The sequence below is a fragment of the Bradyrhizobium sp. genome (assembly GCF_049512235.1).
In the GTDB taxonomy this organism is placed as follows: Bacteria; Pseudomonadota; Alphaproteobacteria; order Rhizobiales; family Xanthobacteraceae; genus Bradyrhizobium.
Genome location: NZ_JBEKXH010000673.1, coordinates 1 through 2,966, shown reverse-complemented (window position 1 = coordinate 2,966; position 2,966 = coordinate 1). Strand labels below are relative to the sequence as shown.

3 protein-coding genes are annotated in these 2,966 nt (G+C 65.3%); 1 reads left to right on the top strand and 2 read right to left on the bottom strand.

What is annotated here, in order from left to right; all coding sequences use genetic code 11:
- The first annotated feature begins 301 nt into the window (after nucleotides 1–301).
- Nucleotides 302–529: a DUF2093 domain-containing protein gene (locus tag ABSG20_RS33710; RefSeq protein ID WP_423868762.1), complete on the top strand. Its 228-nt coding sequence runs from the start codon at nucleotides 302–304 to the stop codon at nucleotides 527–529.
- A 43-nt stretch (nucleotides 530–572) separates the two neighbouring features.
- On the opposite strand, the gene lpxK is transcribed toward ABSG20_RS33710, so the two are convergent.
- Both lpxK and ABSG20_RS33700 read right to left on the bottom strand, forming a co-directional pair.
- Nucleotides 573–1,607, bottom strand: coding sequence for a tetraacyldisaccharide 4'-kinase (lpxK, locus tag ABSG20_RS33705; protein ID WP_423868761.1), 1,035 nt, complete (start codon nucleotides 1,605–1,607; stop codon nucleotides 573–575).
- Entirely contained in the window at nucleotides 1,600–2,937 is a 1,338-nt protein-coding gene (locus tag ABSG20_RS33700) for a 3-deoxy-D-manno-octulosonic acid transferase (protein ID WP_423868763.1), read from the bottom strand. Before ABSG20_RS33700 ends, lpxK begins: the two co-directional genes overlap by 8 nt.
- Between the last annotated feature and the right edge of the window lie 29 nt (nucleotides 2,938–2,966).

Below are 2,966 nucleotides of genomic sequence, written 5' to 3'. Positions count from 1 at the left end.
CCCCCTGGTGGAGGTACGACAGGCAGATGCCTGGGATTATATCTGAGATGGGAAGCCAGAGCTTGAGGCAGAATCCATTGGCAACCGTGCCTTTTGAATATGATCTCGTCGGCTATCTCCCCTTCGCGGACGTACTTAGCCTTCCAGACAATCATGATACGCTCCTGACGGTACGCAACTCACCCGGGCGCCAACCACGGCATCAGCCCAGTTACTGAGCCCTTCAATCGACCTCGTAAGTTTGACCTATTTGTGATAGATTGCAGTCGGAGTGACCGAAGGTTAATTGGAGAGTTCAATCGTGCTGAATAAATTCGGCCCCTCGGGCCACGGCGAAGCCCAGGTGCAATATCTCGATGGCGATTTTCGCGTCATCTCTCCAGGAACCTATGTGCGCTGCGCGGTGACCGATGCGCGGATCCCGCTCGACGAGTTGAAATACTGGAGCGTGGACCTGCAGGAAGCCTACGCCATCCCGAGCGCGGTGCTGCAGCGGCATTTCCCCGGTGCCCTGAAAACGCAGGGTTGAGATCGAATTTGTCCACGGGCTGGCACCCAGCCGCTCCGTTCACTCACGCCCTGGCTGTCCTGAACTTCTTTTCGCGCGCCTTGAACAGCCGCTCCGAGATGAATTTGCGCAGTTGCACGGTGTTCGCGAACTCGAGCGTCACCGCGAACGGCAGGATATGTTCCGCCCAGCAGGGCAGCCGGCCGCCGCCGACGCGCAGCCGCGCCAGATCCTTTTCGGTTGTCACCAGCGTCAGCGCGCCGGCCTTGGCTTCGGCGATCAAGGCTTCGATCTCGGTCTTCGAAAACCGATGGTGATCGGCGAAGGCCCGCTCCCGGACCACTTCGATGCCGCCGGCGCGCAGCGTCCTGAAGAACCTGGCGGGATCGCCGATGCCCGCGAAAGCCAGGACGCGCTTGCCGCGCAGCGACGCGACCGACGCATCATCCGCCTGAAGATGTGCCGCAAGCACCGGCTTGCCCCGCGCGGCGATGGCATCGGCAACCGCGCCGGCCTTGGCTCCATCGCCGACGACGATCAGCGCGTCGGTGCGGTCGAGCTGCGCCGCCAATGGCGCGCGCAGCGGACCTGCGGGCAGCACCCGGCCGTTGCCAAGGCCGCGGTCGCCGTCGATCACGATCAGGGCGGCATCCTTGGCGATCGCAGGGTTCTGAAACCCATCGTCCATCAGGATCACGCTGGCGGCCAGCGACCGCGCCAGGGCGACACCGGCGATGCGATCCCGCGCCACCACTACCGGCACCGTCCGGGCCAGCATCAGCGGCTCATCGCCGACATCGATCGCCGCGTGCCGCGCCGGATCGACCTTGATCGGACCGCGCAAGCGCCCGCCATAGCCCCGGCTGAGGACGACAGGGGTCTCGCCGAGGCCGCGCAGCAGGCTTGCAAGCGCCAGCACCGCAGGCGTCTTGCCAGCGCCGCCGACATGGTAATTGCCGACGCAAAGCACGGGGATGCCGGCATCGAAACCCTTGCGCTGCAATCGCATGCCTGCGACCAGGCCATACAACGCGCCGAGCGGCGCCAGCAATAACGATAGTCCTGACCAGGGCCGGTGCCAGAAGCCCGGCTCACGCATTGGCCGCCCCCATCTCGAGCCGCAACTGCAATAGATACGGTTCGAGCGCGGCGAGCGTGCGATCGAGCGCGCCGCCGAGCTCGCCGACCACGCGCTCCGCGGCCGCGACCGATGCGTCGCGGACCGCCGGATCGGCCAGCAATCGGCCCAGGTGCTTCACCAGCGCTTCCGCGTTGTCCGCTCTTCTGGCGCCTCCGGCGCGATCGAGCGCCTCGTAAACATCGGTGAAATTGAAGACGTGGGGACCATGGACGATCGAGGCGCCAAGCTTGATCGCCTCGATCGGATTCTGCCCGCCATGTTCGACCAGCGATCCCCCCATGAAGACGATCGGCGCCAGCCGATAAAACAATCCCAGTTCACCCATGGTATCTGCGACGTAGATGTCGGTGGCCGCCGTCGGCAACTCGTCGCGCGAACGCAAGCCCACCTTCAGGCCGGACGCCGCGATGGCGCGGGCGATCGCCGCGCCGCGCGCGGGATGCCGCGGCACGATCACGCTCAGGAGCGACGGAAAGAAGCCTGCGAGGGCGCGATGCGCATCGATCCAGATCTCCTCTTCGCCGGGATGGGTCGACGCTGCGGCAATGATGGGGCGCGCCTGCGTCACCGCCATCAACCGCTCCAGCTTGGCGGGATCGGCGGGCGGCGCCGCAACATCCAGTTTCAAATTGCCCGTGGTGATGACGTTGCGGCTGCCGAGCGCGGCAAAACGCTCGGCATCGACCCGCGATTGCGCCAGACAGACCTCGAACCGGCCGAGCAGCGCCGAGATCGTAGCTGTCATCCTGCGCCAGCGCGGAAACGAGCGCTGCGACATCCGGCCATTGATCAAAACCATCGGCAACCGCCGGGCGGCACTCGACAGAATGAGATTGGGCCATAAATCGGACTCGATGAACAGCGCCAGGCTCGGCCGCCAGTGATCGAGGAAGCGCGCGACATAGCGCGGCGAATCGTAAGGCACATATTGATGGATGATGTCGGCGGGAAACCGCTTGGCGACGATCGCCGCCGAGGTCACCGTGCCCGAGGTCAGGAGGATGCGGATATTCAGGGCGCGCAACTTCTCGATCAAGGCCGCCGCGGCCAGCACTTCGCCGACACTGGCGCCGTGAATCCAGACCAGCGGTCCATGCGGCCGGATATCCCGGCTCATGCCACGGCGCTCGCCGATCCGCGCGGGATCCTCCTTGCCTTGTTTCAGCCGCCGCTTGATCAACGCCGGCGCCAGCGGCATGACCGCGGCGGACAGCCTGCGGTAGACGCGCAGGGTCATCGGCAGGGAATTAGCCATGACCCGCCTCTTCCGGACGGCCGACCTGCGCATAGGCACGGCGGGTCGCATCGTTCAGGGTC